At 63.6% G+C, this 23977-nt stretch carries 22 protein-coding genes; 3 read left to right on the top strand and 19 right to left on the bottom strand.

Features of this window, described 5'->3' with window-relative positions:
• The first annotated feature begins 94 nt into the window (after nt 1-94).
• Nucleotides 95-958, top strand: coding sequence for an alpha/beta hydrolase (locus CQ14_RS22435; protein WP_057860031.1), 864 nt, complete (start codon nt 95-97; stop codon nt 956-958).
• Between the two features lie 3 nt (nt 959-961).
• Here the strand turns inward: CQ14_RS22435 and CQ14_RS22430 are convergent, their stop codons facing one another.
• The 10 genes from CQ14_RS22430 to CQ14_RS22385 all read right to left on the bottom strand — a co-directional run bounded on the left by CQ14_RS22430 (nt 962) and on the right by CQ14_RS22385 (nt 11727).
• Complete coding sequence (locus CQ14_RS22430) at nt 962-1333, bottom strand: Rieske (2Fe-2S) protein (protein WP_245320445.1); 372 nt, start codon at nt 1331-1333, stop codon at nt 962-964.
• A complete protein-coding gene (locus tag CQ14_RS22425) occupies nt 1323-2027 on the bottom strand; it encodes an ABC transporter ATP-binding protein (protein ID WP_057859995.1) in 705 nt (234 codons plus the stop codon). The genes CQ14_RS22430 and CQ14_RS22425 overlap by 11 nt, the downstream gene beginning before the upstream one ends.
• Nucleotides 2020-2802, bottom strand: coding sequence for an ABC transporter ATP-binding protein (locus CQ14_RS22420; RefSeq protein WP_057859994.1), 783 nt, complete (start codon nt 2800-2802; stop codon nt 2020-2022). The genes CQ14_RS22425 and CQ14_RS22420 overlap by 8 nt, the downstream gene beginning before the upstream one ends.
• Nucleotides 2802-3848 (bottom strand): branched-chain amino acid ABC transporter permease, encoded by a 1047-nt coding sequence (locus CQ14_RS22415; protein WP_057859993.1) that lies wholly within the window; start codon nt 3846-3848, stop codon nt 2802-2804. Before CQ14_RS22415 ends, CQ14_RS22420 begins: the two co-directional genes overlap by 1 nt.
• Entirely contained in the window at nt 3845-4717 is an 873-nt protein-coding gene (locus CQ14_RS22410; RefSeq protein ID WP_057859992.1) for a branched-chain amino acid ABC transporter permease, read from the bottom strand. The genes CQ14_RS22415 and CQ14_RS22410 overlap by 4 nt, the downstream gene beginning before the upstream one ends.
• Before the next feature lie 74 nt (nt 4718-4791).
• Nucleotides 4792-5946 carry an ABC transporter substrate-binding protein gene (locus CQ14_RS22405; RefSeq protein ID WP_057859991.1) on the bottom strand — a complete coding sequence of 385 codons (1155 nt, stop codon included), beginning with the start codon at nt 5944-5946 and terminating at the stop codon, nt 4792-4794.
• A gap of 53 nt (nt 5947-5999) precedes the next feature.
• Complete coding sequence (locus CQ14_RS22400; RefSeq protein ID WP_057859990.1) at nt 6000-7199, bottom strand: xanthine dehydrogenase family Fe-S subunit; 1200 nt, start codon at nt 7197-7199, stop codon at nt 6000-6002.
• On the bottom strand, nt 7196-8032 hold the full coding sequence (locus tag CQ14_RS22395) for an FAD binding domain-containing protein (RefSeq protein ID WP_057859989.1): 837 nt from the start codon (nt 8030-8032) through the stop codon (nt 7196-7198). The genes CQ14_RS22400 and CQ14_RS22395 overlap by 4 nt, the downstream gene beginning before the upstream one ends.
• Entirely contained in the window at nt 8029-10320 is a 2292-nt protein-coding gene (locus tag CQ14_RS22390) for a xanthine dehydrogenase family protein molybdopterin-binding subunit (protein ID WP_430650203.1), read from the bottom strand. The genes CQ14_RS22395 and CQ14_RS22390 overlap by 4 nt, the downstream gene beginning before the upstream one ends.
• A gap of 129 nt (nt 10321-10449) precedes the next feature.
• On the bottom strand, nt 10450-11727 hold the full coding sequence (locus CQ14_RS22385; protein ID WP_057859987.1) for an amidohydrolase/deacetylase family metallohydrolase: 1278 nt from the start codon (nt 11725-11727) through the stop codon (nt 10450-10452).
• Between the two features lie 241 nt (nt 11728-11968).
• On the opposite strand from CQ14_RS22385, the gene CQ14_RS22380 reads away from it, so the two are divergent.
• Nucleotides 11969-12391, top strand: coding sequence for a MarR family winged helix-turn-helix transcriptional regulator (locus CQ14_RS22380; RefSeq protein ID WP_245320444.1), 423 nt, complete (start codon nt 11969-11971; stop codon nt 12389-12391).
• Nucleotides 12392-12492: 101 nt separating this feature from the next.
• Here CQ14_RS22380 and nikE read toward each other — a convergent pair whose 3' ends face one another.
• The 8 genes from nikE to hydA all read right to left on the bottom strand — a co-directional run bounded on the left by nikE (nt 12493) and on the right by hydA (nt 22501).
• Nucleotides 12493-14166 (bottom strand): nickel ABC transporter ATP-binding protein NikE, encoded by a 1674-nt coding sequence (gene nikE / locus CQ14_RS22375; protein ID WP_057859986.1) that lies wholly within the window; start codon nt 14164-14166, stop codon nt 12493-12495.
• Entirely contained in the window at nt 14163-15011 is an 849-nt protein-coding gene (locus tag CQ14_RS22370) for an ABC transporter permease (protein ID WP_057859985.1), read from the bottom strand. The genes nikE and CQ14_RS22370 overlap by 4 nt, the downstream gene beginning before the upstream one ends.
• Complete coding sequence (locus tag CQ14_RS22365; protein WP_057860028.1) at nt 15008-16018, bottom strand: ABC transporter permease; 1011 nt, start codon at nt 16016-16018, stop codon at nt 15008-15010. Before CQ14_RS22365 ends, CQ14_RS22370 begins: the two co-directional genes overlap by 4 nt.
• A 78-nt stretch (nt 16019-16096) precedes the next feature.
• The gene (locus tag CQ14_RS22360) at nt 16097-17716 is read right to left on the bottom strand and encodes an ABC transporter substrate-binding protein (RefSeq protein ID WP_057859984.1); all 1620 of its coding nucleotides are present in this window, start codon (nt 17714-17716) and stop codon (nt 16097-16099) included.
• 128 nt (nt 17717-17844) lie between these two features.
• The gene (locus CQ14_RS22355; RefSeq protein WP_057860027.1) at nt 17845-19281 is read right to left on the bottom strand and encodes an NAD(P)-binding domain-containing protein; all 1437 of its coding nucleotides are present in this window, start codon (nt 19279-19281) and stop codon (nt 17845-17847) included.
• Nucleotides 19278-20039, bottom strand: coding sequence for an SDR family oxidoreductase (locus CQ14_RS22350; RefSeq protein ID WP_057859983.1), 762 nt, complete (start codon nt 20037-20039; stop codon nt 19278-19280). Before CQ14_RS22350 ends, CQ14_RS22355 begins: the two co-directional genes overlap by 4 nt.
• Before the next feature lies 1 nt (nt 20040).
• Nucleotides 20041-21015, bottom strand: coding sequence for an NAD-dependent epimerase/dehydratase family protein (locus tag CQ14_RS22345; protein WP_057859982.1), 975 nt, complete (start codon nt 21013-21015; stop codon nt 20041-20043).
• 16 nt (nt 21016-21031) lie between these two features.
• Nucleotides 21032-22501 (bottom strand): dihydropyrimidinase, encoded by a 1470-nt coding sequence (gene hydA / locus CQ14_RS22340; RefSeq protein ID WP_057859981.1) that lies wholly within the window; start codon nt 22499-22501, stop codon nt 21032-21034.
• Nucleotides 22502-22649: 148 nt separating this feature from the next.
• Between hydA and CQ14_RS22335 the strand changes: the two genes are divergently transcribed.
• A complete protein-coding gene (locus tag CQ14_RS22335; protein ID WP_057859980.1) occupies nt 22650-23312 on the top strand; it encodes an aspartate/glutamate racemase family protein in 663 nt (220 codons plus the stop codon).
• Here CQ14_RS22335 and CQ14_RS22330 read toward each other — a convergent pair.
• Nucleotides 23309-23971, bottom strand: a complete 663-nt coding sequence (locus CQ14_RS22330; protein WP_057859979.1) for a flavin reductase family protein — start codon at nt 23969-23971, stop codon at nt 23309-23311. The genes CQ14_RS22335 and CQ14_RS22330 overlap by 4 nt on opposite strands.
• Between the last annotated feature and the right edge of the window lie 6 nt (nt 23972-23977).

Raw genomic sequence — 23977 nt, 5'->3', positions numbered from 1 at the left:
CAGCTTAAAGTTTGGGCTTGCACGGTATTTTTCTCGCATTCATCGTTGGCCGATCTAAAATGGGTGCAAAGTCCTCTTTTTGGAAAAGCAACACGTGACCGACATTTCCGGGGCGAAAGCAGGTCCCCTCGATCCCCGGACGAAATGGGGGGCGCTCTCCCAGGCCGAGCGTGACGCCGCGTATGACAACAACGCTGCGGTGAAGGACAGCGCAGCCCTGATCGCCGAGCGAAACGAGGCCTCAAAAACGCTGCGCGCCTCCCGCAAATCCTTTCTGGATGTGGCCTATGGCGACCGCGAGCGCACCAAGATTGATCTTTATCCGGCCGCCGACAGCGCGGCCCCTTGCCTGGTCTTCCTGCATGGCGGTTACTGGCAGCGCAACTCCCGCGATGTATTCGCCATGCTAGTCGAGGGCGTGGCGGCGCATGGCTGGTCGGTCGCCATTCCCGGATATTCGCTGGCGCCCGAGGCATCGCTTACCGAGATCGTGAGCGAAATATCACACGCGCTCGACTGGCTGGCCGGACATGGAGAGTCTTATGGCGTGTCCGGTCCCATTGTGTTGTCGGGCTGGTCGGCCGGCGCCCATCTCGTCGCGATGGCGCTCGATCACCCGCGCGTCGCCGCAGGCCTGGCGATTTCGGGCGTGTACGATCTGGCGCCGATCCGCGATACCGGCCTGAATAATGCACTGAAGCTAACCGACCAGGAGGTCGAGAAATTGTCGCCGCTTCGCCTGCCCGTCGTCCACAAGCGGCTGGACATCGTCTACGGCGCGGCGGAGTTGCCGGCGCTGGTTTTCGATTCGATCCATTTACACGAAGTGCGCGCTGCGGCAAACGCGCCCGGCGCGATTTTCGCGATCGAGGGTGCCAACCACTTCAGCATTCTCGGGGAGCTACGACGTCCCGACGGCGCGCTGGTGGAGATCGCCCGAAAGCTCGCCGGCCAATAAGGGCTAGATCGCCGGAGAATTAACTGCTGTGGCGTCGATCCAGACCTGGCCATCGTCGATCCGCGTCGGGTAGATCCGCAACGGCCGGCTCGGCCAGCCGTGGGAAATCGTGCCCTTGCGCAGATCGAACGATGCCGCATGACGCGGACAAAACAAGCGCCGTCCCGACAGGTGCCCAAGAGCAAGGTCCGCCTGTTCGTGCGGGCACAGGCGCTCGCACGCCACGGCGTGACCCTCGGTCCAGACCAGGATCAGATCGACGCCGGTTACGCGCGCACAGACGATCGTTTGCGAAATCAGCCGGCTCAGTCCGCAGACCGGCATCCACATTTCTTCGTCGACGAGCGCGACCGTCTGCTGCGGTTCATCCGCCAAGATAGGCCTTTCGCACGTGCTCGTTCTCGATCATCTCGCGGCCGGCACCGGAGAGGACGATGCGTCCGCCCTCAAGCAGGTAGGCATGGTCGCACATCTCGAGCGCCGCAAAGGCATTCTGTTCGACAAGCAGAACGGTCGTACCGGAATCGCGAATGCCGCGGATGATAGCGAAGGTGCGCTCGACGATGTTGGGGGCAAGCCCAAGCGACGGCTCATCGAACATGATCAGCCGTGGCCGCGACATCAGGGCCCGGCCGATCGCGAGCATTTGCTGCTCGCCGCCCGACAAGGTGCCGGCAGCCTGGCGCTTGCGATCGGCGAGGCGCGGAAACTCGGCATAGATCCGATCGCGTTCAGCCGAGATGCCCGCTCTATCGGTGCGGAGATAGGCTCCCATGTCGAGATTTTCCTCGACCGTCATGTGCGGGAAGACACGTCGCCCCTCCGGACAATGCGCGATTCCACAGGCGACGACGTGCGGCGGCTTCGCGCCCGCAATTTCCTTGCCCTCGAACAGCAGCGATCCCGATCGCGGGGCAACAAGCCCCGAGATCGCGCGCAAGGTGGTGCTCTTGCCGGCGCCGTTGGCCCCGATCAGGGCCACGAGTTGCCCGGCCTTGACCTCCAGCGAAATGCCGCGCAGTGCGGTGACGCCGCCATAGCCGCACACCATGTCGCGAATCTCAAGCACGTGCCGCCCCCTGCCCGAGATAGGCTTCGATCACGACCGGATCGTTCCGGATCACATCTGGCGGGCCTTCGGCGATGATGCGGCCGTAGTTCAGCACCACGATCCGGTCCGAGACGCTCATCACCATCGGCATGTCGTGCTCGACAAGCAGTATGGTAACGCCGCGATCCCTGATGTTGCGGATCAACTCCACGAAAGTGTGGGTTTCCGACGCGTTCATGCCGGACACGGGCTCGTCGAGCAGCAGCATCGAAGGCTCCGCCGCCAGCGCCAGCGCGACGCCGACGAGCCGCTGCTCGCCATATGACAGCGAGCCCGCAAGATCGTGCGCACGGCGCCCGAGGCCGACCCACTCGACAAGCTCGCTGGCGCGTTCGCGCAGCCTGCGCTCGGAAGACCGCGCGCGCGGCAGGCCCAGAATGGCTTCGAACAGACCGACCCTGCCCCGGCGGTGCAGCCCGACCAGCAGATTGTCGTAGACGGTGTCGTTCGGGAAAACACTGGTGCGCTGGAAGGTGCGGATCAACCCGAGGTCGGCGATCTGGTGCGGCTTCAAGCCATTGAGCGCTGTACCGCGATAGCTCACGCAGCCGTGGGTGGGATCCAGAAAGCCCGTCATGACATTGAAAGCCGTCGTCTTGCCCGCGCCATTGGGGCCGATCAGGCTGACAATCTCGCCCTCACCGACGGTAAAGTTCATGTCCGACAGCGCCACGAGCCCGCCGAAACGTACGGCAACCTGCTCGACCTTCAGCGCCGTCGCGGCAAACCCCATCACGCATTCTCCTTGACGTCACGCTCGGAAAAGCTCACCGCGCCAGCCGCACGTGGCCGGCTCCGCCATTTCGCCCATCGCTGCGCGAGCGACGGCACGATGCCGCGCGGCAGCACGAACAGAATGACGATCAGGACCCCGCCATAAGCGATCCACTGCGCCTCCGGCGCCATGATCGGACGCAGGAACACGGGCAACAACCCGAAGATCAGGCCGCCGACGACAGGGCCGGCCAGAGACCCCTTGCCGCCGGTGATGACCATGATCACCATGGTCACCGTATTGATAAAGGCAAACACTTCGGGATCGATGATGCGAATGTAGTGCGCATACAGACTGCCGGCTGCTCCGGCGATCCCGGCCGAAATCACCGCGGCCAGGGTGAGCGTCTTGGTCACGTCGATGCCGACCGACACCGCCAGCGTTTCGTTTTCCATCAGCCCGCGCATGGCGCGGCCGAAATGCGAATGAACAAGACGCGAGATCAGCACATAGGTTGCGACGGCGACCGCGAGCACGAGATAGTAATTCTGCAACTTGGTACGAAGGGTCAGGCTACCGAGCGCCGGCAATCCGATCGTGATCGACGGGATGTTGGTCAGCGCTAGCGGGCCTTGAGTCAACTCGACCCAGTTCAGAGCAACCAGTCGAACGACCTCGGCAAACGAGATCGTCACGATCACGAAATAGGCACCACGCACCCGGAACGACAGCAGTCCCACCAGATATCCGCACAATCCCGCGACTATGATTGCCAGCACGAAGCCGACAGCCGGCGGCCAGGGTTCGTGCACAATGCGGAAGCCTCCGGGCAGACCGACGTCGAACCCCAGGGAGGTCAAGGCGCTGACATAGGCGCCGATGCCGAAGAACGCGATATGGCCGAGGCTGAGCTGGCCGGTGAACCCGAGGAGCAGATTGAGGCTCATCGCCCCGATGATGAAAATGCCTGTCGTGATCAGGGCATTCATGAGATACGGATCGCGCAGCCACAACGGGAACGATGCCAATGCTGCGATCGTCAGAATGGTGACGGCGAGCTTCATCCGACTCGCTCCGAGCGCGCGAAAAGCCCGGTCGGCTTGAAGATCAGAACCGCGATGATGATCAGGAAACCCATGGCATCGCGGTAACCCGACGAAACGTAACCGGCGCCCAGTTCCTCAGCCAGCGCCAGAATGAAACCGCCGATGACCGCGCCGGTGATGTTGCCGAGCCCGCCGAGGATCACGATCGCGAATGCCTTGACGGCGGCGAGGTCGCCCATTTGCGGGAAGATCACATAGACCGGGCCGAGCAGCGCGCCCGCCGCCGCAGCCAGACTCGAACCGATCGCGAAGGTTGAGGTGTAGATCAGGTCGACGTTGACGCCCATCAGCGAGGCGGTGTCCTGATCCTGGAACGTCGCCCGCATCGCGCAGCCAAGTTTTGATCTGTTGATCAGGAAATAGGTGACCACGATCAGCAGCGCCGCCGCGGCGAGCACGAACAGCCGCAGCCAGGACACCGAGACCGGTCCGAGCACCAGCGGCGCCTCGGGGAACGGGGTCGATACCGACTTCGCGACACCGCCCCAAATCCATAGCGTGCCTGACTGCATCGCGATCCAGGCGCCGATCATCACCAGCATGGTGGTGTCGATGTCGGAGCCACGCAACGGCCGCAGCAACGTCAGTTCGATCGCCGCGCCGAGCAGCCATCCGGCCACGACCGCAAGCGGCAGCGCGACAAAGAAATTGACGCCGAGCTGATGCACCACGATGAACATGACGTAAGCACCGAACGTATAGAGCACGCCATGCGTGAAGTTCACGACGTTCATGATGCCGAAGATCAAGGTGAGCCCGATTCCCAGCAGCGCATACGTGCCGCCGAGCACCAGCATATTGATCAGATGTTGCAGAAACTCGCTCAAGGTAACTCCGAATGCCCCCTGTCCAGGCGAGGTCGCGGTTTAGCCCGCGGACCTCGCCGGTCAGCAACCTGACGTCAGAGCGTCTTCATGCCGATCTTGCCGTCGGTGATCTCGATCAGATAGACGTTGGGCTGGCTCTGGCCGCTCTCCTTGCCTTCGGGGCCGGCCTTTCGGAAGACGATGTCGCCGTTCAAGCCCTTGATATTGATATCCCACAGCGCGGCCTTGATCGCCGCAGGCTCCGCCTTGCCGGCCTTCTCGATGGCCGCTGCGGCCGTGCGGATACCGTCATAGCCGCGAAAACTCTCGGTGCAGCCGGCGAAGTCGAATCCGCGCTTCTTCCATTCGGCGATGAAGTAGTTGGTCGCTTCCGGGTTCGGCGTCTTGTCGGGGAACCAGGGCAGGAAGGTCGTCAGATGCATGGTGCCGTTGGCGGCGGCCCCCGCCTGCGCGATGATCTGATCCGGATTCTGCGAGCCGCCGGTGGTGATGATGCGCTTCTTCAAGCCCAGCGCCGCAGCCTGCTTGAAGATAAGCGTAAGCTGGTCCACCGCCGTGGTCACGATGATGGTTTCGGAGTCGGTGCCCTTGAGCTTGGACAATTGCGCGCTCATGTCCTGCGCGCCCTGGTCCATCGTCTCGACGGACCCGACCGTGATCCCCTTCTCCTTCATCATCTTGCTGAAGTCTTCCGCGGTACCGCGGCCCCAGTCGTTGTTGATCACGAGGAAATCGACCTTCTTCAATTCAAGCTTGTCGACAATTCCCTTGAACGCAGCGGCTTCGATTGCCGAAGGCGGCGAAATCCGGAAGATGTAGGGATTGCCCGTCGTGGTGATCTTGCCCGACGAGGAGGTCTCGACCACCATCGGGGTCTCATATTCCATCAGTTTGGGCATCACGGCCAGCGTCAGGCTCGAGCCCCATGCGCCCATTAGCACCGGCACCTTGTCGCTGGTGATCAGCTTCTCGGCAACGGCGGCGGCCTCGGTCGGATTACTCTTGTTGTCTTCGATGACAAGCTCGAGCTTCTTGCCGAGGATTCCGCCCTTTGCATTGATCTCATCAGCGGCGATCTTGGCGCCGTTCACGACGTAGGTCCCGGAGGCGGCGAACGCGCCGGTGAGCGGCTCGTTGACGCCGATCTTGATGGTCTGAGCCTCGGCCGCGCCGCCAAAGACGGCAGCTGCCAGCGCAATCGCTGAAATACTTCTGAAAGCCCGTTTCATATGGTTCTCCAATCTCACGCTGTTGATCAACTTGCAGTCAGAACACCGCTCCATCACGCCGCTCCGTCCTTGTTGGAAAAGAAACGACCAAGCCAACGCGCGACCCGCGCACGCAAAAGACCTGAAGCCAGCGACACACCGTCCAGCTCGACCGGATCTGCGCCGGCCGGCGCTGCACCCGACAAGCGGCGGTCGAGATTGCCGGCGAATTCGGCGATCAACCGCTCGGCGAGATCGCGCACCAGTCCCGGTCTTCCGACCTGGGCCAGCATTCCCGTCAGCGTATATCCGATGGAAAGTTCGACACGCGTTGCCGCGCCCTCACCCGTCGGCACCAGCCGGTATTGAATTTCACCCTGGGTCGTCGACCGGCTGCGCCGGTCGTTGCCGATGCCGACGATGCGGCCGCACATGTCGGCGGGATTCCGTTCGACCCGGGCAAAGCCGGAGAATGTCGCGGCAATCGGGCCAAGCTTGACGCGGATAGCACCCTCGACGCGCGCCGGATCAGGCGGCGCCGTCAGCGACGCACCGGGAAGGCAGGCCGCCACTGCCGCGATGTCGTCGAACATCGCAAAGACCTGCGCAGGCGGGTGAGCGACGCTGAACTGCTGGGTAAAAACGGCGGTCGGCGTGAAGTCCGGGATCGAAGCAACCGGCGTGGCCGGCGGTGCTGGCTCTGCCGGCCGCACGCGTTCGGCCCTGCCCGGGCCATCATGCTCGCTTCGGCCTGAACCGGCGGGGCCCAGGATCTTCCGCCCTCCGTCCGGCTCGGCTGCCACGCCGCGCGCGCGCCGCGCTTCGATCACGGACTGAACCGCCCGCACGATGCCGACATAACCGGTGCATCGGCACAGATTGCCGCTCAGACCGATCCGGATCGCGCGCTCATCCGCCTGCGGCAGGCGAAGCACCAGGTCACGCGCCGAGACCAGCATTCCTGGCGTGCAGTAGCCGCATTGCAGCGCATGCTCGCGGGTGAAGGCCGCGCGGAGCTCCGATGTAACCGCATCCTTGTCGAGGCCTTCGATGGTGGTGATGTCGGCGCCTTCGCAAGCGACCGCATAAGTGATGCACGAACGCGCCGGCACGCCGTCAACCAACACCGTGCAGGCCCCGCAGACGCCATGCTCGCAACCGAGATGCGTCCCGGTCAGGTCGAGCTTGTCTCGAACGAAATCGGCGAGGCTGGTGCGCGGTTCCGCGGGAGTCCGTACCGCGCGCTGATTCACGGTGAGCGCGACCATGCTCATGCCGCCGCCTCTCGCACCGCGCGCTGCAGCACGCCGACATGAATATGCCGATGAGCCGGGCTGGCGACGCCGGCCTTTGCCAGAATGGCGTCCGCCACACGCGCGTCGAACCGTTCCTTGTAGTCGCCACCGATCCGTCCACCGAACAACTCGGCCGGATTGGCAATGAGGATCGGCGCTGAATCGATCGCGCCGATCACGACACGGGCCGTTCCGGCACTCGGATCGATCATGACCGCGCCGATCGCATGTGCGAACTCGCCCGGCTTGCGACAGGCCTTGAAGTAGCCCCAGTGTGCCGAAGCCGGCATCACCGGAATGTGGATCGTTTCCACGATCTCACCTGCACGCAACGCAGATTCGAGCGCGCCCACGACGAACGCCTCCATTGCGAGCGTGCGGCTGCCTGCAAGGCTTCGCAGCGTCAATTTTGCGCCAAAGGCCGCGAGCGCGGATACCCAGTCTGCCGCCGGATCGGCATGGCTGAGGGATCCGCCGACCGTGCCGCGGTTACGGACAGCGCGATAAGCAATGCTGCCGGCGACGCGCTGCATGGCGCCGCCCGTGACGTCAGGGACGCGTCCGTCCTCGATGTCGGCATGGGTGACACATGCGCCAAGCACGAGCTCATCGCCACAGCGCTCGGCCTGCTTGAGTTCGGCAAGGCCCGTGATGTCGACGATCAATTGCGGCTCGACGAGCCGCAGGTTGAGCATCGGACCCAGCGATTGGCCGCCGGCGATGATCCTGGCCGAAACTTCGGGCTCGCCCAGCGCGGCAAGCGCGGCAGGCAGATCGCGCGGACGTACATATCCGAACGGCGCCGGTTTCATGCCGCCGGCCTTTCTGCGTCGCGCCTGGCGAGGATCGCCTCGACGACACGGTAGGGCGTAATCGGCGACTGCATCAGTTCGACGCCAAGCGGACGCAAGGCGTCGTTGACGGCATTGGCGATCGCGGCCGGTGGCGCGATGGCGCCGCCCTCGCCGATGCCCTTCATGCCGAATTGCGTATAGGGCGATGGTGTCTCCATGTGATCGAGACGCGGCGCTGGCACCTCGGTAGGACCCGGCAGCAGGTAATCCGCCAGCGTGGTCGCAAGCGGCTGTCCTGCCGCGTCAAACGGCATCTCCTCGTACAGCGCGGTGCCGATGCCCTGGGCCAGACCGCCATAGATCTGGCCGTCCACGACCATCGGATTGACGAGCGTGCCGCCGTCCTCGACGATGACGTAGTCGAGGATTTCGATCTCTCCCAACTGGCAATCGACCGCGACGAGCGCGGCATGCGCGGCATAGCTGAAGGTCCCGGAATCGCGCTGCGGCTTGTAGCCGGACGTTACCTCCAGCCCGCCGGGGTCGACGTCAACAGGCAAATCCTGCGGCCGCCGATACCAGGTGTGCGCGATTTCCCGCAAGGTAACGCTGCCGTTGACGCCGCGAACCTCGCCGTTCTGCAGCACCACCGCATCCGGATCATGCTGCAACAACTTCGCGCCAATGCGCCTGGCGCGCTCGCCCAGTTCACGGCAGGCGGCTGCGACCGCGCCGCCCGCCATCACCATCGAACGCGAGCCCCAGGTGCCGGTGGAATACGGCGTCATCGCGGTGTCGCCAAGTATCAGGCGCACCTTGGCGGTGTCGACGCCCAGCATCTCATGGGCGACCTGGGCGAGGGTCGTCTCCATGCTCTGCCCGTGGGAATGCACGCCGACGCGGAGTTCAAGGCCGCCGTCCGGTGTCAATCGTGCGGATGCCTGTTCATGGCCCGGCACCATCGGGATGCCCCAGCCGGAATAGACCGACGTCCCGTGCGCCGCCTGCTCGCAATAGATCGAAACGCCGACGCCGATCCGCCGGCCGTCCATCTCGCCGTTGCGCTGACGCGCACGTACCCCCTCGACGTCGATGGACGCCAGCGCGCGACGCATCGCTTCGGGATAGTCGCCGCTGTCGAAATGCTTTTTGGTGATGTTGTCGAACGGCATCTGCTCCGGGCGCACGAGGTTGCGCAGGCGCACTTCGCCGGGTTCGAGGCCCGCCTCCACGGCAACGAGGTCAAGCATCAGTTCCAGCGCGAAACAAACGCCGGAGCGGGCCACGCCGCGATACGGCAGGATCGGACATTTGTTGGTGGCAACCGAGAAAGTCCGGCAGCGATAGGCTGGCATCAAATAGGGCCCGGGCAGGATACTGGCGACCTGCGCGGCCTCAAGGCAAGCCGAGAACGGATAGGAGGAATAGGCGCCGGAATCGACGGTTGCCTCGCAATCGATGCCGCGCAACCGGCCGTCCCGGTCAGCATAGACGGTGATCCTGTAGTGATGCTCGCGGCAGTTTGAGCTCGCGGTGAGATGTTCGCGGCGATCCTCCGTCCACCGCACCGGATGGCCGCGGTGCATCGTCAGCCAGGACAGACAGACTTCCTCGGGAAGCAAAATTCCCTTGTGACCGAAGCCGCCGCCGACGTCGGGCGAAACAACGCGAATGCGGCCCTGCTCCATACCGAGGCACTCGGCCAGACCGCTCCGCGTAATGTGGGGCATCTGCGCCGCGGAATAGAGCGTGAGCTGATCGAGGCGCTGATCGAAGGTCGCGACCACGCCGCGCCCTTCAAGCGGCGACATGCACTGCCGCGCGGTCGAGATCTCGCGAGTCACCTTGATCGGCGCATCGAGCGCGGATGAGATGTCGACCTCGAAATTGGTTTCGAGGAAGACGTTGTCGACCCATTCTTCGTGCACCAGCGCCGAGCCGGCCTCGCGCGCTTTCCGCATGTCATGGACGGCGGGAAGTTCCTCGAGATCGAGCGTGACGGCCGCTGCGATGTCCTCCGCTTCCGCACGCGTCGGCGCGACGCACATGGCGACGAGTTCACCGACCTGGCGCACCTTTCCGACTGCCAGCACCGGCTGTTCGGAAATCTTGAAGCCGGGCAGACCGGATACGGCGCGGATCGGATTGACGCCGGTCAGATCCGCGGCCGTGAAGACGTTGGCGCGATAGCGCTCAGGCACATCTATTGCGCGTATTCGCGCATGCGCCAGCGGGCTGCGCACGAAGGCAACGTCCTGCAGTCCGGCCAGGCGGATGTCCGCCACGAATTGGCCGCGGCCGCGCATCAAGCGATCGTCTTCCTTGCGCGGCAGCCGGGCGCCGACGCCCTGTCCGGCGCCTGCTCCATCTGCGGAGGAAAAATCGCGCTCGTTGCGCACCTTGCCGCTCTCCCCAATCGCGCTGACGCTGACCTCCTACGCCGCAACCGCCTGCGGCAAAATCGACGCTACGGCTTCGTATCTGGTACCGGCGCGGAGACAGAACGCGGGCTGCAGCAGACGCTCTGCAATGACTTCGTTCTTCTCGTTATCAGCGAGGACAAACCTGCCGGCTTTTTCCGAGATCACCGAGACGTCGGCGTCTCGGCCCACCTTGAGCGCACCGATTTCGTCAGCCCGGCCGAGCATTTTGGCGGGATTCGACGTGACCATCGGCACCACCTGTTCGAGCGTGAGGCCGAGCGCCATCATCGAACTCATCGCCTGCACAAGGCTGAACTTGGCCTGGCCGGCGAAGGGATGGTTCTCGTCATCCTCATGCTGCTCGGGCGTGCCGGCAGGCGCCGGCACGTGGGTGTTGTAACCGTGGATATCGGCGCCGAGCGTGGTGGGAATAATGCCGGCGGCAATGGCCTTCCTGGCGAGACGGTACGAGAAATGGCTGCCGTGACCGACGTCGACCTTCAATCCGCGATCGAGCGCCGCCTGAATCACCGGATGCACTTCGCCCTCGCGGTTGACGAAGCCGCCGGGATGGCGCGTGAACGGATGCGCCAGCACATCGCCTTCCCGCAGCAGCGGGATGACGCGCGCAAGGATCGTATCCACGTCCTCGCCGTTGGTGCCGCTCTCCGGCAGGCCCCAGAGCTGACCGAAATGCACGTAAACCGGCAGGTCGGCGCGGCGACCGATCTCGGCCGCCATTTCGATGACGCGAATGCCCCAGCGCGCGAAGCCACCAATCTCCGCATGGGCCTTGATGCCGCGAACGAGATCGAGATTGGCCGTCGCGGATTTCACCGTGGCGTCGATATCGACACCATCCGGGCTGTAGAGATTGGGGTAGTAATGACCCTCGAGCCCACCCACCAGATACGCCGACAGGAAGGCATAGACGCGCGACTTCGCCGGCTCGGCGACAAAATGCCGGAAACCCGGCAACGTCATGCATGACGGACCGCCCTGATCGACCAGCGTCGTCACGCCGGACTGGACGCCCACCATGTCGGCATTCATTCCAAAGCGCCCGGTGACATATTGATAGACGTGCGCGTGCGTATCGATCAGACCCGGCAACACCAGCTTGCCGGTCACATCGATCACCTCCCTGGCACTCGTCGGCAGAATGTCCGGCTGCACGGCCGCGATCTTGCCGTTGCGAATGGCGACGTCCCTGATCCCGTCGATGCCTGAGGCCGGACAGATCACGCGGCCGCCGCGCAGAAGCTGGTCGAAGGTGGCGCTGACTGACATGAACGATCTCCCTCTGCTTTCGCCTTGGCGGGGCTTGTTTCGCCCGTCGTCAGAATACGAAGCATACTTCGTATTTTACAAGAGCAAACTTCATGCCATGATCTGACGGTGGCGGCGCCGACCGAATCTGCGATTGTCGCGCCGATATTCCGGGAGCTGGGAGAATGCATTGGGGAAAGTGAAAAAGCGTCGCGGCGAAATCAAACACCGCCCGTGGCCGCTGTCACAACGGCCGGGATTTTTGATCCGCCGGCTGCACCAGATTCACGTCGCGCTGTTCCATGAGGCATGCAGCGAATTCGAGATGACGCCGCTGCAGTACAGCCTGCTTTCCGCGCTCGCAGTGCGGAAAGCCGCCGATCAGACCACATTGGCGGCCGATATTGCGCTGGACAGGACCACGACAACCGGCGCGCTGAAGCGACTGGCAGCCCGCAACCTTGTCGAACGAGCCATCGATCATGAAGACCGCCGTGCCCGGCTGTGCAAATTGACGGCGGCCGGCGCGGCGCTTCTCGCCAAAATCGAAACCTCGGCACGGGCCGCACATCGCGCCACGCTGGGTGACTTATCGGCGCGGGAACAGGCGCTGTTCATCGACATGATGCAGCGCATTGTCGCAGGTAACGCCAACCGCGACAGCGCTGCTGCCCTTTTTGACTAGGAGCAGCCTGCGCCAACTGCTGCACTTTTTAGCTGGGTCTGCACAATTTGTAGTCGCTGGTACGACGATCGATGCGCAGGTGGCTGGACGCGGAAGCCATCTCAAAGCGCTGCGGCGGCAAGCTTCGTTTCGATCTCGATATGGGGGATCGCCTCGACCAGCTCGCGTGTGTAGTCGGTCTTCGGATTGTCGAACAGCGCCCGGCTGTCTCCCTCCTCAACGATAACGCCGTTGCGCAGCACGATCGTTCGCTCGCAGAGCATGCGAACGACGTTCAGGTCGTGGCTGACAAAGAGCAAGGCGAGATTGTCCTCGCGCCGCAACCGGTCGAGGAGTTGCAGCACCACCGCCTGCACGGAGACGTCGAGCGCAGCCGTCGGCTCGTCCAGCACCAGCAGACGCGGCCGGCAGGCGATGGCGCGGGCGATGCCGACGCGGGCCTTCTGGCCGCCGGAAAGCTGGTGCGGGAAACGCGGCAACAGATCCAGCGGCAATCCCACCCGCTGCGCGCATTCTTCCACGCGCTGCCGCAAGGCGTCGCCTTCCCGCAAACCAACCAGCCGCTTCAGCGGATGGGCGATACAGTCATGGGCCGTAAAGCGCGGGTTGAGGCTCTCGTTCGGGTCCTGAAAGACCATCTGGATGTCTTTGCGGAACGGCGAGCGGTGAAAATCCCGCGACGGGACATGGCCGATCGATTGGCCATCGAACACGATGTCGCCCTCGCTCGGATCGATCAGCCGGCAAATCATGCGCGACGTCGTGCTCTTGCCGGATCCGGATTCGCCGACCAGCCCGACGCTCTCGCCGGCAGCTATCGTCATCGAAAAATCGGCGACCGCTGCAGCGCCCTGGTCAAAACGCTTGGCAAGCTTTTGCACGACGAGGAGCGGCGGCGTGCCCGGCGCCTGAGGCAGCTTCGGTTTCCTGACGATTTCGGCGTACGGTCCCCGCTCCTCCTCCGTCACCAGATCCTCGATCCGTGAATGCGCGGTGGGCGATGCGGCGACCAGACGCTTGGTGTAGGGATGCCGCGGATGGTTGAAGAGCGTGGTGGGCGCGGCTTCCTCGACCAGGCGGCCCCGCTCCATCACCACGATGCGGCGGCAATAGCGGGCTGCGAGGCCAAGGTCATGCGTGATCAGGATCGTTGCCATGCCGCGCGCCGCCGCGATATCGGCCAGCAGGTCCATCACTACCTTCTGCGTGGTGACGTCGAGGCCGGTCGTCGGCTCGTCGGCGATCAGCAAAGCGGGATTGCAGGAAATCGCAATCGCGATCATCACGCGCTGACACATGCCGCCAGAGAGTTCGTGCGGATAGGCGGCCATTCGCCGTTCGGGATCGCGGATCTGAACCGCGCGCAAGAGCTCCAGCGCCTCGGCATGGGCTGCCTGCTTCGATATCCGCTTATGGGTCAGTATCGCGTCTGCAATCTGCTGGCCGACCGCGCGGATCGGATTGAGCGCCGACCGTGGGTTCTGGAAGATCATCGACATGGCGGCGCCGTGCAGATGCCGGAGGTCGTCGCCGGATAGTTTCGTGACGTCCTGGCCGCGAAACAGGATCTCGCCCGCGGTGACCCGGCCGGCGGCGTCCAGCAACCGTGTCGTCGCAAAGCCGGTCACGGATTTGCCCGAACCGCTCTCCCCGACGAGACCGAGCATCTCGCCCGGCTCGACCGCGAGCGTCACCCCACGGACCGCCTCGACAAGTCCACGCCGTGTCGAGAACGTGACGTGAAGGTTGTCGATTTTCAGCAGCGGCTGGGTCATGTCCGCATCCGGGGGTCGAGAATATCCCGCATCCCGTCGCCAAGCAGGTTGAAGCACAACACGGCCAGCATCAGCGCCAGCCCCGGAAACGCGACCAGCCACCATCGGCCGGTAGAGATGAAGCGCGCGCCTTCGGCGACCATGATGCCCCATTCCGGTGTCGGCGGCTTGACGCCGAGGCCGATGAAGGAAAGTCCGGCGGCGTTGAGAATGGCCCAGCCGAGGTTGAGCGACATCTGCACCGCCATCGCCGGCAGAATGTTCGGCAGCAGGAAGCGCAGCACCACCGAGATGTGGCTTTCACCGGAGGAACGCGCCGCTTCCACCCAACCGAGATTGCGGCGGACATTCACTTCCGCGCGCGCGAAGCGGATGTAGAAGGGAAGATTGATGACGGCGGTTGCGATGATGATGTTCTCGACCCGGTTGCCGAGGGCTGCGACCATCGCCATCGCCAGCACGAACAGCGGAAAGGCCATCATGACGTCGACAAACCGGCCCACCGTGCGGTCCAGCCGGCCGGCGGCATAGCCACAGAACGAACCGACGACGGCGCCAAGCACAAAGGACAGACTGACCGCCGAGACGGCGATGGCGAGATCGAGCCGTGCCGCAACGATCAGGCGGCTGAAGACGTCGCGGCCGAGTTGATCGGTGCCGGCGAGATGCTCGGCACTGGGCGGCAACAGCGCCTGCGATACGTTCGATGCGATCGGATCGTAGGGCACGATCCACGGCCCAAAGATCGCGATGAAGATCAACGACAGGACGCCGGCTGCGGCGACGCCGGTCAGCGGGTTTCCGCGCAGGATCCAGATCGAATGACGAAGTGCGGTGCTGGTCATTCGATCGAAACCCTGGGATCGGCGATGCCGTAGCAGACATCGACGGTCAGATTGACAAGGACAAACAGGCTCGCCATCAGCAACACAAACCCCTGCACGGGTGCGTAGTCGGACGAGAGCAACGCATCGAGCGCATAGGATGCCACCCCGGGCCAGGAGAAGACCTTCTCCACCAGCACATTGGCGCCGAGCATGGTCGAGAACACGATGCCCGCGATGGTGATCACCGGCAGGATGGCGTTGCGCAGCGCATAGGTGACGACGACATGCCGCCTGGAAAGCCCGACCGAACGCGCCGTGCGCACGAAATCGCTGCCGAGCGAGACCAGCATCGACGCACGAGTAATTCGCGCGAGCGGCGCGATCACGAACAACGCCATGCTCATCGCCGGCAAGATCAACTGCTTCAGCGCCGCCCACCAACCTTCGATATCGCCAGCGAGCAGGAAGTCGATCATCAGGAAGCCGGTTCGCGACGGCGGCAATGACGTAAAGACGTCGACCCGGCCGGTTGGATCGGGCGCAAGGCCGAGCAGGTAATAGAACACGTAGATCAATAGCAGCCCCGACACGAAGGTCGGCACGCAAACGCCGAGTGCGCAAAACAATCGCACGCCATGGTCGATGATGGAGCCCGGTTTCAGCGCCGCCAGCACGCCAAGCGGTATCGCCGACACCAGCGCGATCAGGAGCGCGGTGAAGGTGAGCTCCAGCGATGCCGGCAAGCGCTCGCGCAAATCCTTTGTCACCGATTGGCCGGTCATCATCGAGCGGCCGAGATTGCCGCGACCGACGTCGTAGAGATAAAGCGCCAGTTGCTCCGGCATGGATTTGTCGAGACCCATCTGCTTGCGGATGAGCTCGACGTCCTCCTTGCTGGCGTTCGGGCCGGAGGCGAAGAAAACCGCGGGATCGCCAGGCAGCACCCGCATCAGCAGGAAGGTGAAGACCAGCACGCCGAAGAGCGCCGGCAGCGAGGACAGGAAGCGCCTCCCTGCCCGCGCCATCGTCGCGCCCAAGGTGCCCCTGACGGTCCGGCCGATCACCTGCTGCTGATTCACGTGCTGCTATTTCACTTTGTTAGTTCATTTGCGGCTGAGGTCGCGATAATCGACCTGACGGTGGAACTGGTAGGTGTAGCCTTCCAGCGATGGCGCCATGACCGCGTCCTGGTTAGGCTGCCACAGCGGGATCTGCGGCATCTCGCTGAAATGGATCGCATTGAGCTTCAGGCCGGCTTCCTCATACTTGGCCTTGTCGGGCTCGAAACGGGCTTCCTGCGCAATTGCCGTCAGTTCGGGATTGTTGATCGAACTGTAGTTCCAGCGCTGGTTGCCAATGTAGAAGTTGCGGTAGAAATAATCGGTCGAGGGCAGCCAGGCTACGATGCCCTCGGTGAAGAAGGGAAGCTTCTTCTCGTTGATCTGCGTCGACATCTGCGCATCCGGCAGCTTCTGGATATCGACCTTGATACCGATCTTGGCGAGCGATTCCTTCACCAGCGCCGCCATCGGTTCGGCGGTCGAAGCCTGACCGACATTGAAACTGAACGTCGTCGCAAATCCCTCCGGAAGGCCTGCGGCTTTCAGATATTCCCTGGCCTTGTCGAGGTCGACCTTGACCGGCTGCGGGATCGGATAGCCGCCATTGGGCGGTTTGCCGGCCTCCCAGGTTGCGCCGAACAATGGCGCACCGCGGCCAAACAACGCGGCCTTGAACATGTCGTCATACGGCAGCGCAAAGGCAACGGCGCGGCGTACGTTGACGTTGTCGAACGGCGGGATCTGGTTGTTCATCGAAACAAAGGTGACGGCATTGTATTGCGGGGTCGAGATCACCTTGAGCTTGGCCTTGGCCTCGAGCGATTGCACGTCGCTGGCCTGCAGATCGATGACGAGATCGGCATCGCCACGCTCGACCAGATTGGCGCGCGTTGCCGGCTCCGGCACCGACTGTATGATGATCCGTTTGAAGAACGCCGCCTTGTCGGTCGTGCCACGGTTCCAGGCCTCGTTGCGCTTGACGATCACCTGCTCGCCCGGCTTGAAGCTCTCGATCACATAGGCGCCGCTGCCGGCCGTATTCTCCTTCAACCAGGCCAGCGCCCATGGATCTTCTGCCGTCGCATGCGCCTTCGCGAGTTTTGAATTGATGATGATCGGATAGACGACGGCGAGATTTGGCAACGCGAGCTTGTCGGGCTTTGGCAGTGTCACCTCGAAGGTGTGCGGATCGATCACCTTGAACTGGTCGGCTGACGTCAAGGAGCCTGTGAGCAACTGGTTCTTGCCAAGGACCGGTGCGGTAACGGCGCGATCTAGCGACCATTTGACATCCTCGGCGGTCACCGGCGAGCCGTCCTGAAACTTGGCGTCCTTGCGCAGGCGGAAGGTAATCTTCAGCCCGTCCGGACTGACGTCGAAGGATTCCGCCAATTCCCCCGTGATCTTGTCGAGATCAAACACCCATTTGCCGTTGAGCTGTTTGCGGCCGAAGGAGACCAGCCGGTCGTAGGTGCTGAGACTGAGCGCAAAAGACTCGCGGGTGGCCCCGGGAATGTTGGGATCGAGCGTATTGACCGACGCCCCCGTCACGTAGCGCAGCGTCTCGGCCCGGGTTTGCGCCTGCAAGGGCCCGGTGGCGGCGAGCAACAGCGCCAGGACAGCGGTTGCGCGAAACATCGTTTTGAAGGAGGTGGGTTGCATGCTTTTTTTCCCTTGAATTTCAACCAGAACACCTGAGAGAAGCCGCTAAAATCCAAGCAAGTAATGCGCCAATGTCGCCGAATAACGGCCTAAACCAGCGCGGCAAATCGGCTCCATCATATTCGCGATCATCCCGCTTTTCCTGCAATTTCCGTCTGCCGGGCGACAACCGCCTGCGGCACATCATATGCGTTGAACGCAGCCCAGTACTGCTCGATATCAGCGCGAAACAGTCCGCGCGTCAGGCCGTGCACCAGCTTGGGTACCGCCGTGGTCATCGCGTTGATCGACGATCCCGAGGGACCAAAGCTCATCGTGGAAGCGATGGCGAACAAATGGATGTCGGAGATCCAGGGCGTCTCGCCCGGAACACGCTCTGCAAATGCATAGTCATCGGCGAGGTAGGGAAAGCGGCCGAGACTGGCGCTGCGCTCCTCCGGCGGTGGCTGGTAGCGATCGGCCCAGGTCGCGATGTTGCCGGCAAACTTGTTCAACTCCGGCCGGCCGGCAAAATTCATGTCGATGCCGGTGGCGCAGATGATGAAATCCGCGGTGAAGTTGCCGCGCGGTGTGCGCAGTTCAACCCTGCTGCCGACCTCACGCGCAGCCTCGACCGGGGCACCTTCATGCAGCGAGAAATTGGCGTGGCGCGCGCAGCGGTCATAGGTCGCCTGCGGAAATCCCTCGCGCATTTCCAGAATGGCGCGCATGAAGCGCCATCGCCAGGCGTCATCGAGGTCGCAGAGATGGCGCAGGAAGCCGCGAAAGGTGAGCCAGCGGTAGGGCTGGATCAACTGAATTTCCGCGCGGCGGCACAGCAAACGCACCTCACTCGCACCTGCTTCGAGCGCCGTCGCCGCATTGTCGAACGCGGATGCACCGGCGCCGATCACCACAACCTGCTTGCCACGCAACGCCGCGAAATCGATGTCGTCGGCCGTATTCGCGACAAAGGTGGACGGCAGACGGCGCAGCGGCTCTGGCACCATCCAGTTGCCCATGCCTTCCTGGCCGGTCGCCAGAACGATCTTGCGCGCATAAAGCGTTTCAACACCGCCCGCGCTCTTCACCATGGCAGCAAGCAGCCCGCCGGCGGCCGGCGCAATTTCCAACAGCTCGCAGCCATTGCGCACCGGCACTTCCACCACGCGTCGGAGCCAGAGCAGATACTCGGCCCAGAGGCCACGCGGGATCAGATCAAGATCTTGCCAGTCTTCGCTGCCAAAGCGGGCCTCGTGCCAGGACTGGTAGGTCAGGCTCGGCACATCGAGATCGGGGCCGGTGTAATCCTTCGGGCTGCGCAGCGTCGGCATGCGGGCATAGGTGAGCCACGGGCCTTCCCGTCCCTCTTCCGCCTTGTCCAACACCAGGATGTTGGTGACCTGCGACCGCATCAATCCGAAGCCGGTCGCGATGCCGGACTGGCCGGCGCCGACGATGAGAACGTCCAGCGCCGGCTTGCCGCCCGGCCCGGACCTCGCGCGGAGCCACGCCGATTTTGGATGTGCGGTCCTGGCAAGATCGGCACGAACTTGTGCTTCCAATGCTGTAAGCGCGCCGCTCATGCTGCCAGCCATCCGCCATCGACCACCATCACGGTGCCGGTTGTGAACGAGGACGCGTCGCTGGCAAGATGCAAGGCCGTTTCAGCAACCTCCTCCGCTCTGCCAAACCGTTTCATGGCGTGGCGGTTTCGGGACGCTTCACGCACAGGCTCCGGATCCGCATGACGGGCGAAGCTGCGGCGGAGCATCGGCGTGTCGATGGCGCCGGGCGCAATGGCGTTGACGCGAATGCCATCATCCGCGAAGTCCAGCGCCATCGTTCGCGTCAGGCTGATGATCGCACCCTTGGCGGCGATATAGGCGCTGTTGCCCCTGCCGCCGGCAATGGCGAGTTGCGACGCCAGCGTGATAATCGAACCCCTGCCCTGCCGCTGCATCTGCGGCACGGCGGCGCGCGACCACAGCCATGTGCCGCCGACATTAGTGCGGAACACCGCATCCCAGTCGGCAGGATCGGTCGTCAGCACCGTACCGCCGCAGGAAAAGCCGGCGGCGGTCATCAACACATCGAGCCTGCCGTGCTGCGCCACGATGCCGGCAACCACCGCATTCGCGAAGTCGGCGTCGCCGACATCGCCGACATGCGTCGACCCCCCACCGCTCACCTCGCGAATACCCGCCATCGTCTCCCGCAGGCCGGCGGCATCGCGATCGGCCAGAACGACATGGGCGCCGTTTGTCGCAAACAACAGCGCGCTGGCGCGGCCGATGCCGGAACCTGCTCCTGTAATGACCGCGGTCCGCCCTTCCAGTCGCATGTCACATCCCTTCCCGATGCTGCGTCCACCAGGCGCTCAAATCGGCAGCGGACTCGGCACAGCCAAACCGCGCGCGCCAGCCGAACTCCTGCGCCATGCGCTCGACCGAAAGCGGCGCACGATCGGACCCGTGCAGCTTGATCAGGGTTTTCTCTCCAGGTGCCGCCAGCCGGCACTGCAAGCCGGGATGCAAGGCCGCGAACGCCTCGCCCCATTGCAGTGCCGACCATGCGGCACCGCTTGAGATATTGTAGAGCCGATGTCGTGGTCGCTCTGCCTCGAGCAGCAGCGCCACGGCTTCAGCCGCGTCGGGAGCATAGAGCCAGTCCTTGACCCCTGGCCCCGGCAGGATCGCCGGCATCCCGCGACTGAACTCCGCGAGAATCTGGAATTGCAGGCTCGGCGTATCGCGCACCTTGCCGATCCGCTCCCAGGGACCAAACACGGCGCTCAGCCGCACGCTGAGGAAATCACCGTCCCAGAGTTCGGCGTGTCGTGCTACCGAACGCTCTGAGATGAATTTGCTGAGGGCATAAAACGAAACCGGTTCGCAGGGCGTCTCTTCATCCAACAGAAGATGGCGCTGACCCGCATTGCCATAGGCGGCCGCCGAAGAAAGATTGACAACCCGACGAACGCGATAGCGGATCGCCGCCTTCAGGATCGGGATTTGTGCCAGCACGTTGATCTGGAGGATGCTCTCCGTTGCCGTCATTTCAAGGTGCTCACCGGCCGTTATCGCGGCCCCAAGTACGATCGCATCGCAGCCTTCGGCGATGAGGGCCTCGATCCTGTCCTCATCCGTGATCTCGCCCTGAACAACCTTGAGCCGTTCCCCATAATCAGCCAAGGATCGCAGCGCGCCCGACGGCAGTTGCTTGCGGTCGTACAGCGTCACGTGATGGCCACGCGCGAGCAGCGTCGCCGCCAGATTCAGGCCGATAAAACCGGTACCGCCGAAGATGACGACCTTCATCGGTTTGGGTCCGCGCTCACAGCAGTTTCGCACCGAAATTCTGCGACGGGTCCATGTCGGCCACGAGCCGGCCGGTCGGCTTCGCCGCCTCGCCGCCGCTGCGTGCAAGGAAGCGGCCGGAGCCGGCTTCCACCGAACGCTTGCCGTCAGCGACAATAACGCGTCCGCGCGAGAGCACGGTGACCGGCCAGCCGCGCAGCTTGCGGCCGGCGAAAGGCGTATAGCCGGTCAGATCCTGCATCATCTCGTCCTGCAGCGTCACTTCGCGTTGCGGATCCCAGATCGCGATGTCGGCATCGGCGCCGACGGCAATCGAGCCCTTGCGTGGATGCAGATTGTAGATCTTGGCCGGCGCCGTTGCGGTCAACTCCACGAATTTTTCCAGTCCCAGACGCCCCTTCGACACCATCGCGTCGAACAGCAGCGGCAGGCGCACCTGCAGTCCCGGAAGCCCGTTCGCAACCTGCTTGAAATTGGGGTTGGGGCCGGCGCGCAGTTTGCCGGTTTCGTCGAAGCGATAAGGGGCATGGTCGGACGAAACCGTCTGCAGGTCGCCGAGCGCAAGCGCCTGCCACAGCGCTTCCTGATCGGAAACGCGACGCGGCGGCGGACTGCACATCCACTTGGCTCCATCCGCGCCCGGCTTGTCGAGATCGTCGGCGGTGAGAAACAGATATTGCGGGCAGGTTTCCGCAAAAACCTTCAGGCCCTGCCCCCGGGCGTCGCGGATGACTTTTGCGCCTTCGGCCGTCGAGACATGGAAGATCATGATCGGCTGATCGATCAGGGCCGCCATGCCGATCAGCCGGGTGAAAGCCTCCGCTTCCGATATCCGGGCATGGCTGATGGCATGGTACTTCGGCTGGGTGTAGCCGCGGGCGAGCAGCCGCTTCACCATCCAGGCGATGATGCCGTGGTTCTCGGCGTGGGCACACAACATAGCCCCGGATTCACGCGCCGCGAGCAGGATGTCGAGCAGCGGCTCGTCGTCGACCTTCAGGCGGTCGTAGGTCATGAAGATCTTGATCGACGCGTGCCCCTGCCGGATCAGCGCCGGAACATGCTCCTCCAGCGTTTCCCTGGTCGGATCGGCGATGATCATGTGAAAGGCGTAGTCGATCACCGCGCCCTTTTTGGCGAGCGCATGATAATCCTCCACCACCTGCGGCAGTTTCATGCCGACATGCTGTGCGGCAAACGGGATCACCGTGGTGGTGCCGCCGAACGCCGCCGAAACCGTGGCGCTTTCGAACGTGTCGGCGTTCATGATGCCCGCAGCCGACAATTGCTCGATGTGGGCGTGGCTATCGACGCCGCCGGGCAGAACCAATTTGCCGCGCGCGTCGATTTCGCGCTTGGCCGAGCCAAGTCCGCGGCCGATCGCGGCGATGGCCTCGCCTGAAATGGCAACGTCAGCCTCGAAGACGTCGGTTGCGGTCGCGACGCGTCCGCCGCGGATGATGAGGTCGTAGGCGGGTTCAGTCATGGAACACTCCGTGATATGTCTGCACCGTAAGGAAGTTCAGCCTGTGCGCCACGCTCCCCGTGCTGTCCAACAATTGATCTTGCGCTGGCGGCACGATCGTTGCTTCTTTCCAGCTCGCGACAATGTCTGATCTCGCAGGAAAACCATCATGTCCCGGCCGCGCATCCTCGTCATCAATCCCAACTCCAACCGCCTGGTTACGCAAGGGCTGGAGGAGGCATTGAAGCCGCTCGATTTCGCGAGCGGTCCGGAACTGGTTTGCGAGACGCTGGCCGAGGGTCCTTACGGAATCGAGAGTCAGGCCGATGTCGATGGCGTGACAATGCCGCTGCGCCGGCTCATCGAGAGCGACAATAGCTCGGCCGCCTTCGTGATTGCCTGCTATAGCGATCCGGGCCTGCATGTTTGCCGTGAAGGCACCGACCGGCCGGTGTTCGGCATCGCCGAATGCGGCGTGCTCACGGCGCTGGCGCGGGCGGACAATTTTGGCGTCATTGCCATCGCCCAGCGTTCGATCCGGCGGCACCTGCGCTATCTCAGGCAGATGGGATTGATGGACCGGCTGACCGCCGAACGACCGCTCAACATGAGCGTGGCGGAAACGGCGTCCGGCGAAGGCACGCTGGTCAGGATGATCGAGGTGGGGCGCGCGCTGAAGGACGAGGATGGCGCCGGCGCCATCGTGATGGGCTGTGCCGGCATGGCGCGTCATCGCAAACCGCTGGAAGATGCGCTCGGCATTCCCGTGATCGACCCGACGCAGGCCGCGGTGGCGATGGCCCTGGGTGTGGTACAGTTCTCGCGTCACTAGGCTTCCCTCATCCGGTCTTCCATTGCCACATCGTTTCGCGCCAGCCATTGCGCATGGCTCTCGCGCGCCATCGCGAACGTATCGCGCTGGGTGGCGTAGAGATTGCCGAACAGGCGGCCGATCGGCCGGTAGGTCTCGAGATCGATATACATGTTGGCCTCGTCGACCAATCCGTCGCGGGCGTGAAGCCGCAGCACTTCGCCGACCAGAAGCTCGCGGTCGGGCGAAAAGGTGAGCACGACCTCGCGCCGGCATTCGAGCGCAAAGGGTGCCGCAGCCAGCCGCGGCACCCTGACATCGACCGAAGCTAGCGTAGCCAGCCCGGTCGCCGCCACCTCGCTGTCGCCGGACGGGAAGTCGACGGCACAGGCATTCATCGCGCTCGACAGCGCCTCATCCACCATGTGAACGACAAATTCGCCGTTGCGACGGATGTTGCGCGTGGTGTCCTTGGGACTGTGATCCGGCTTGTGCTGCAATCCGAGCACGACCAGCGGCGGATCTTCGGAGAAGACGTTGAAGAAGCTGAAAGGCGCGGCGTTGACCGTGCCATTCTCGTCCAGCGTCGTGACCAGCGCAATCGGCCGCGGCACGACCACGCCGCAGAGCAGCTTGTAGCGATCGTGCGGGGCGAGGTCGCGGAAGGAGATGCCGGACATATCTGT

The sequence above is a fragment of the Bradyrhizobium lablabi genome (assembly GCF_001440475.1).
Classification (GTDB): domain Bacteria; phylum Pseudomonadota; class Alphaproteobacteria; order Rhizobiales; family Xanthobacteraceae; genus Bradyrhizobium; species Bradyrhizobium lablabi.
Note: the sequence above shows the minus strand (reverse complement) of the source record. Positions and strands in the feature narration are given on the sequence as shown.

Excerpts from the sequence above, each read along its gene's own strand:
- CQ14_RS22420 (WP_057859994.1), bottom strand. The coding sequence starts at position 2,802 with ATGGGGTTTGCCGCGACGGCGCTGAAGGTCGAGCAGGTTGCCGTACGT.
- CQ14_RS22415 (WP_057859993.1), bottom strand. The coding sequence starts at position 3,848 with ATGAAGCTCGCCGTCACCATTCTGACGATCGCAGCATTGGCATCGTTC.
- CQ14_RS22405 (WP_057859991.1), bottom strand. The coding sequence starts at position 5,946 with ATGAAACGGGCTTTCAGAAGTATTTCAGCGATTGCGCTGGCAGCTGCC.
- CQ14_RS22400 (WP_057859990.1), bottom strand. The coding sequence starts at position 7,199 with ATGAGCATGGTCGCGCTCACCGTGAATCAGCGCGCGGTACGGACTCCC.
- CQ14_RS22395 (WP_057859989.1), bottom strand. The coding sequence starts at position 8,032 with ATGAAACCGGCGCCGTTCGGATATGTACGTCCGCGCGATCTGCCTGCC.
- CQ14_RS22390 (WP_430650203.1), bottom strand. The coding sequence starts at position 10,320 with ATGCGCGGCCGCGGCCAATTCGTGGCGGACATCCGCCTGGCCGGACTG.
- CQ14_RS22385 (WP_057859987.1), bottom strand. The coding sequence starts at position 11,727 with ATGTCAGTCAGCGCCACCTTCGACCAGCTTCTGCGCGGCGGCCGCGTG.
- nikE (WP_057859986.1), bottom strand. The coding sequence starts at position 14,166 with ATGACCCAGCCGCTGCTGAAAATCGACAACCTTCACGTCACGTTCTCG.
- CQ14_RS22370 (WP_057859985.1), bottom strand. The coding sequence starts at position 15,011 with ATGACCAGCACCGCACTTCGTCATTCGATCTGGATCCTGCGCGGAAAC.
- CQ14_RS22365 (WP_057860028.1), bottom strand. The coding sequence starts at position 16,018 with ATGGCGCGGGCAGGGAGGCGCTTCCTGTCCTCGCTGCCGGCGCTCTTC.
- CQ14_RS22360 (WP_057859984.1), bottom strand. The coding sequence starts at position 17,716 with ATGCAACCCACCTCCTTCAAAACGATGTTTCGCGCAACCGCTGTCCTG.
- CQ14_RS22355 (WP_057860027.1), bottom strand. The coding sequence starts at position 19,281 with ATGAGCGGCGCGCTTACAGCATTGGAAGCACAAGTTCGTGCCGATCTT.
- CQ14_RS22350 (WP_057859983.1), bottom strand. The coding sequence starts at position 20,039 with ATGCGACTGGAAGGGCGGACCGCGGTCATTACAGGAGCAGGTTCCGGC.
- CQ14_RS22345 (WP_057859982.1), bottom strand. The coding sequence starts at position 21,015 with ATGAAGGTCGTCATCTTCGGCGGTACCGGTTTTATCGGCCTGAATCTG.
- hydA (WP_057859981.1), bottom strand. The coding sequence starts at position 22,501 with ATGACTGAACCCGCCTACGACCTCATCATCCGCGGCGGACGCGTCGCG.
- CQ14_RS22335 (WP_057859980.1), top strand. The coding sequence starts at position 22,650 with ATGTCCCGGCCGCGCATCCTCGTCATCAATCCCAACTCCAACCGCCTG.
- CQ14_RS22330 (WP_057859979.1), bottom strand. The coding sequence starts at position 23,971 with ATGTCCGGCATCTCCTTCCGCGACCTCGCCCCGCACGATCGCTACAAG.